This window comes from Streptomyces xylophagus (genome assembly GCF_000716435.1).
Lineage (GTDB): Bacteria > Actinomycetota > Actinomycetes > Streptomycetales > Streptomycetaceae > Streptomyces > Streptomyces xylophagus.
In genome coordinates, this window is the sequence record NZ_JNWO01000067.1 from 1 (window position 1) to 6,132 (window position 6,132).

Annotated in this window: 4 protein-coding genes and 1 pseudogene; 2 read left to right on the forward strand and 3 right to left on the reverse strand. The window is 65.6% G+C overall.

Features of this window, described 5'->3' with window-relative positions:
- Both OO70_RS56530 and OO70_RS50050 read left to right on the forward strand, forming a co-directional pair.
- A pseudogene (locus tag OO70_RS56530) lies at positions 1-581 on the forward strand (DUF2637 domain-containing protein); the annotation flags it as partial.
- Between the two features lie 207 nt (positions 582-788).
- Complete coding sequence (locus OO70_RS50050; RefSeq protein WP_043688157.1) at positions 789-1,205, forward strand: hypothetical protein; 417 nt, start codon at positions 789-791, stop codon at positions 1,203-1,205.
- Between the two features lie 289 nt (positions 1,206-1,494).
- On the opposite strand, the gene OO70_RS50055 is transcribed toward OO70_RS50050, so the two are convergent.
- Genes OO70_RS50055 through OO70_RS55125 form a run of 3 tightly spaced genes read right to left on the reverse strand, consistent with a single transcriptional unit; the run spans position 1,495 to position 5,897 of the window.
- Positions 1,495-2,163 carry a class I SAM-dependent methyltransferase gene (locus OO70_RS50055; protein ID WP_158711671.1) on the reverse strand — a complete coding sequence of 223 codons (669 nt, stop codon included), beginning with the start codon at positions 2,161-2,163 and terminating at the stop codon, positions 1,495-1,497.
- Between the two features lie 24 nt (positions 2,164-2,187).
- Entirely contained in the window at positions 2,188-2,691 is a 504-nt protein-coding gene (locus OO70_RS51695; RefSeq protein WP_158711672.1) for a hypothetical protein, read from the reverse strand.
- 14 nt (positions 2,692-2,705) lie between these two features.
- The gene (locus OO70_RS55125; protein ID WP_158711673.1) at positions 2,706-5,897 is read right to left on the reverse strand and encodes a NucA/NucB deoxyribonuclease domain-containing protein; all 3,192 of its coding nucleotides are present in this window, start codon (positions 5,895-5,897) and stop codon (positions 2,706-2,708) included.
- Between the last annotated feature and the right edge of the window lie 235 nt (positions 5,898-6,132).

Genomic DNA, 6,132 nt, shown 5'->3' on the forward strand with positions numbered 1-6,132 from the left:
CATCACCGCCGACAAGCACATGGAGGGCGTCCGCCTCACCCGCTGGCTGCTCTCCCCGATCCCGACGTTCCTGCTCTGGCGCCGCATGAAGCTGTGGGAGCTGCGTTCCTACGAGCAGGTCATCAAGCTGGAGCAGGACCGCCTCGTCTACCAGGCGCGGCTCCACTCCCGCTTCGGCCGCGCGTGGCGCCGCAAGGCTCCGGTGGAGTCGATGATGCCGCTGCGCCTGGCCCGCTACGGCGTCCCGCTCGCGGAGACGGCCCCCTGGGGCCTGGCGGCGGCGGGCATCGAGCCCGTACTGCTGCCTCCGGCACCGCAGTTGGAGCCGGCCCGCGAGCCGGAGCCGACCGCACCCGCACTGGAGCCGGCCGACGCGGCCGCGAGCAGACGTACCCCCGAAGCGGTACCGGCCTTACAGAACGACGAGGCACCTGCTGGCGAACAGCCTCCGGACCTTGATGACAACGAACCCCCCCGGGCAGCCGGAACATGTTCAACGCCCAGGGCCGGGGCCGATCCTGTGGTCCGTCGATCGGCTGCAAGAGGCCGCCTACGAGGGTGGCTACGACCCCGGATACGACCTGGAGGATCATGCCCACGGGGACGAGAAGCGGAAGCGGGATGTTCCGCCTGCCACGCACACCGCTCTGTATGAAGAGGCATTCAGCTTCGTTCCCCCAGCCCGGACGGCCGGAGAATCACTCCACCCCGGACGCTCAGCAGACGCCATATCTCCTCCGCGAGACGGACAGGCCCCACATTCCGGCCAGGGAACAGAACCCAACACTGTGCTTCCGCCCGACGAGTTGACGCCTGACAAAAGGACAACACCCCCTCCACACAGCCTCACTCCTGTCGACCGCTACTACCTCGCCTGGCAGGACTTCCAGCAACAGCACAGGACAGAGCCGGACGCGTCCGAGTTGTCGGCGTATCTCGCTGGCCAGGGGATCCTGGACCGCGAAAACCAGCCCCTCAAAGCAAAAACACTGGCCCGCTACTTCCTCCAGTTCCGGATCTACACCATCTGGGCCCAGCACCGAGCTCTCGACGACCACCCGGACCCCGACCGTGTCACCAAAGACCTCGCACAACACGGCATCACAGCGCAGTACAACCAGCCCGTCCACCTACACGACCTCGAAAAACACCGCAACAGCTTCGAACGCCGCTGGCAAGCCCTCCGCCACCAGCCAACTCACTGACCACAACGCAGAGGCCGTCTACACCCAGACGAGCCTTCACCAACGAAAAGATCGACTGCTCCCCCAAGCTCCCGAGGCAAAAAGCACTTCAGCTCTCACGGTTCGTCGGCTGGCGCGTTATCGGTTGTCGCTGGACCAGGCCGAGGATCACCCCAGGGTCGCCGCCCACTTCCCTCGGGACGGGTGGCAGACGCCGTCCGGCGTGATCTCCCCCTTGCTGCCGTAGAGCGGCAGACCCCGCGGCCAGGGAAAGGTGCCGTCGAGCCCGACGTCCAGGTACCGAGGCTGTTCAGGTACGGCGGGCCTGGATGAGCTGATCGACGACCGCGTCGCCAGCTTGGCGGTGGAGAAGGTCGATCGCCTCGACGGTGAAGCCGTGATCGGTGAGCACGTGCTCCCACAGCTGGGGAGAAAGCACCCACAGCTGCACATCCTGCGGCTCAAGGCCCTTCAGCTGGACCTTCAACTGCCGCGGTTCGACGCTGCTGGAGGGCGGCCGACAGTGAAGGTCGGTATGCAGGACGGAGAAGACGAGCCGTCTGCCGGGACACAGTCCGCGGTGCAGGGCGGGCAAGCTGTGGCGGGGGTCGAGGTAGCCGAGGCCGTGGACCGAATACACCAGGTCGTACGGCTCGCATCGGTGCAGGTGGTCGACGGCGTCCCCGAGCAGGAAGCGGACCCCGGGGACGTCGGCGTACTGAATGAGGGCACGCTGGTGCTGAGTGGGCGCGACGTCGATGGCGTCAACCTGGGCGTTGTCGTCGCGGGCGAGGCGGGCCGCGTAGTGGCCGCCACCGCAGCCGAGGTCGAGCAGCCGCTTGCCTCCGATGTCGCCAAGTACGCCGGTACCCGGCCCGGCGTCACCGGGTGTACCCCAGTGGATCTGGGCAGGATCCGGAGTCCTAAATCCCCGGTCCAGCTGGAACTGGCCGTAGACCGGCCACGCCTGACGATTCATCAACTCCGGGGATTTCATCTGGAGTCAGATGCTGGGGCGGCGTTGTGCCAGCCGGTGGCGGTACCGTGCGCCACTTTGATCGGTGAGTTTGAGCGACATCGGAGGAGCCTGTGGCGTGGGCCAGCAGAGGATGCTGTGTTCTTCGGGAAACTCGTGGGCGGTGTCGCGGCCCCGAGCGCTGACGCGGATCCGGTAGCTTCCGGGGCCGTGGGCGGCCAGTTGGGGCAGGCCGGGGCGTGGATCGGTGAACAGTTCTCCCAGGGTGAGGCTGGCCTGGCAGGTCAGGCTCGCCTCGGCGACCTCGTCCCAGTTGTCGAGTGTTACTGGCGGCTGTGTGTCGTGGAGTTCGATATGCAGTTTGACCTCGCCGTCGTCGATGCCGGTGGTGACGCACATCTGGTGTGGGCGTACCGCGATGAGGCCGTCGTCGAATTCCCATCGTTCGCCGCCGGGTGGCTGGAGGACTCCGGCGTCGACGTCGATGAGGTACGTGCTGTGATCGGCGTCGATTGAGCCGTCGTAGCTCATCATCGGCCGCTCCTTCAGGACGTGTTGGTCAGGAACAGCGAGGCGCCCGGATCGGACCGTGTCGCGTCGACGCCGTGCCCGCCGGTGTAGTCGGCCCATTCGTTGAATGCCCAGTCCGCGATCGGGGTCCCGCCGATGTCGAGATGATGCCAGGCGCCTGCGGCATCGACTCCGAACACGTAGATCGTGCTGGGGTTCGCGTACGGATAGTACGTGGTGTAGGGCTGGTGGATGCCGCCGAGTTGTTTTTCGAGAGTGTTGTCGAAGAAGACGTTGCCAGGTCCGGACGACCCGGACCATTTGACGGCTTTCTTTCCCGCAGCCCACCAGATGGGGAACCAGTCTGATTCGTCGGGGGCGGTGTTGCCCTCGTCGCCGCAGTTGCTGGTGCAGCTGTCGGACCGGTGCAGATACGGTACGACGACCTGGTTGAGTTCGATGAGGTTGTTGCGTTCCCAGCCGCCGTGCAGGTTGATGTCGGAGTCGAAGCTGTTGCCGATGGCGACATTCCCCGAGGACGACCACTGGAAGGTGAAGTGCCGCAGGTTGCGGGAGGTGTTGCCCGCGTACACCGAGTCCCAGACACGTGAGCCGCGCAGGTAGCCATTGCCGCCCGCGCCCTTGTTCCAGGCCCCGTCGAAGTAGTTGTCGGTGATGGTGAGGTTCTTGGCTTCCTCGGTGGCGATCGGGTGGGAGCCGGTCATTTCCGTGCGGACGCCGCGGACCCAGTCGTTGACGGCCCACTTGAAGACGATGCCGTTCATCTCACCGGCCGGATCCATGTTCCCGTAGTTGAAGTTCGCGTCGTCGGGGTCGAGGTCGGGCTCGTTCTGGGTGAGGTAGAGGTTCTCGATGCCGACGCCGAGCACGGGCTCGACCAGTGGCGAGACCTTCGAGGGGTAGGGGGTGTCGCTGCACCCGGTGGTCGGCACTGGGCTGCACGGGTTGACGAGCGCCGAGCCGTCAGAGGTGGAGTCGACGGGGACGTCGTACTCCAGCGGCTTGTCGATCGTGATCCATTTGTCGGTGCTGGTGGTGCTCACCGAGGTGATGGTGAAGATCTGCTGGCGCATGGCGAGGTCCTGGAGCGGGTTGTCGGTCGGCAGCGCCTGCATCTGGTGGTAGAAGTTGAGCGTGTTCGCCGCGCGGACGTTGACGTAGCCGCCGGCCTTCAGGTTCGCCATGATCTTGCTGCTGGTGTTGTTGGCGATGTAGATCTTCGTGTCGCCGGTCCGGGCGGCGAATCCGGTGTCGCCCGGTTTGACGCGGAGCTTCGCCCCGACCTTCCAGTGCACGTTGACGGTGCCCTCGAACAGGTCCTTGCGGTTGGTGGGAGCGGCGGCGTACTGGGCGGCGTAGTCGGCCTGCACGTCGCGTGACTGCACTCGGAACAGGCCCCTGCCCGGCCAGATCCATCCGCCGGATGCGTCGCCCGAGGTCATCGCATCTTTGTCCCAGTTGCTGCCGTCGGCGAGGATCGTGTCGTAGCGGGTGTTGGCGTCCGGGGTGAAGACCAGCTTCGTCCCGGTGCCGGGATCCGAACCGGATCCGCTCAGTACCAGATAGTTGGCGTCCACGTAGATCTGGCGGGACACATCCAGTTCGCCGGCCGGAAGGGTGATCCTGCTGAGGCTGGAGTACCCCGCGCTGGGCGAGCAGTAGGACTTGATGTGGTCGATCGCGTCCTGGATCCCGGTCGTGTCGTCGAGGCCGTCGCCGGGGATCACACCGTAGACGACGACCATCTGGTCGGCTGTGATGGTGCACTCGTCGCTGGAGCTGTAGTCGCTGGTGGTCGGCAGGCCGGCGCCAGCACGGTAGCCCGCCTTCGACCAGTCATACAGACCGGAGACGGGCGCCCGTCGGTTGGCGGAGGACAGGTCCAGAGACGTCAGGGCATTGCCCGGCTGGACGGTCTCGTCGTTGCAGGTTCCCTGGCACGTGCCGATGATCTCGACGTAGAAGGCGTCGTTGTCCAGGACCCGGTTTTCCCGATAGAACGTGCCCAGCAGACGGCCGCCGCCGGTGTTGTCCTGCGCATTGATCATCCGGTGGCTGAACCCGGCGGTACCCACCTTGTCCGGATCGGTGGCGACCACGCCCGTGTAAGCGCCCTCGTAGGTGGATTTGAACGGGTATTCGTCGCAACTTTGCCCATCAGCTGTCTTGTTGACTGCACTCCAGGCCTTCGGGCAGGCGGTATCCCGGTTCTTCTTCGACTCCGTCTTGTCCGTCAGGCGGTGCAGCGGGGCTCCCCCGGGGGCTCCGGGCAGGTGGGCGCCGGGTACCAGCGCACCCGGACTCCCCTTACCGTCCTGGGCCTCGGCAATATGCTCGGCAAGTTCGGGGAATCCACGCTCCTGGCTGTCGTTGATGTCCCTGCTGTACTGCAGGACGAGCGGGGCATCCGCGATCACGCAGCCCTCGGGCTGCTGTTGGGGACCCGGATCGGCGTCGCAGCGCACTTCCGTCGAATACTGCCCATCGGGGCGGGCAGGCACCGCGGTCGGCAAAGCGGCAAGGTACGCCGCGAACAGTTGCCCCGTACCCCGGTTCCCGCTCGACAAGGTGCCCGTCATGACCCACTTCGCGGTAGCCCACTCACCCACCTCGAAGCTCTGGGTGGGAAAGTCCGTCGACTGCACTGCGCAGTCCGGCTGACACTTAGTCAGCTCGCCCACTGAAGAGATCGTGTGGCCGACGGCATCCAGGTCCTTACCCTCGGCACCGGTCGCAACGAAGTCCATCAACTGCTGCCACTGCTGGCGCGTGCCCGTGTATACGTCGTAGACAAAATCCGTGAAGAAGAGACGCCCTGTCAGAATGCTGTCCCCGTTGATCACGTCATAGGTATCGCTCTCGTTCTCGCCCCAGGCGCACGCCTGGAACCGGTCTCTTTCCCAGGTATCGGGCGCTTGGGAGGAACCGTCCTTGTCGAAGCACCAGGAGGGCGATACGTTGATCGCGCCGAGTGCGGGCGCGCCGCTCAGATCCGGCATCCCGGCAACATCCTGCACCGTGTCCGCGGAGGATCGGACGGTTGAACCCGGACCTGCCGCCTTCTTCATTGTGACTCTGGGCTTGGCGGTACGGGGCAATGCCACAGGTCGCGTGCACGTCAGCCGCTTCTTCCCGCCCTGGCTGGCCTTGACCAGTTCCCTGCGCGACATCCTCTGAAGCGCGGTGCATGTATTGCTCTGCTTCACCCTGCCGCCGGGGAGCGGAGCCGACCTGGCCGCCTTGTCCAGCGCCGCAGTTGACGACGGAGACGACGTGGACGCCGCAGAGTGCAACGACCCCGTGGAAGCCGCAGCAGGCGAACCGATCGCCGGCATCTGAAATGGGTGCGGCTCTCGTGGAGTGAGCTTGCCGGTCAGGCCAGGAGTTCGTAGTTGTGCCGGTCGGGCCGGGGGTAGAGGCGTTCGCGTTCTCTGTGGGTGT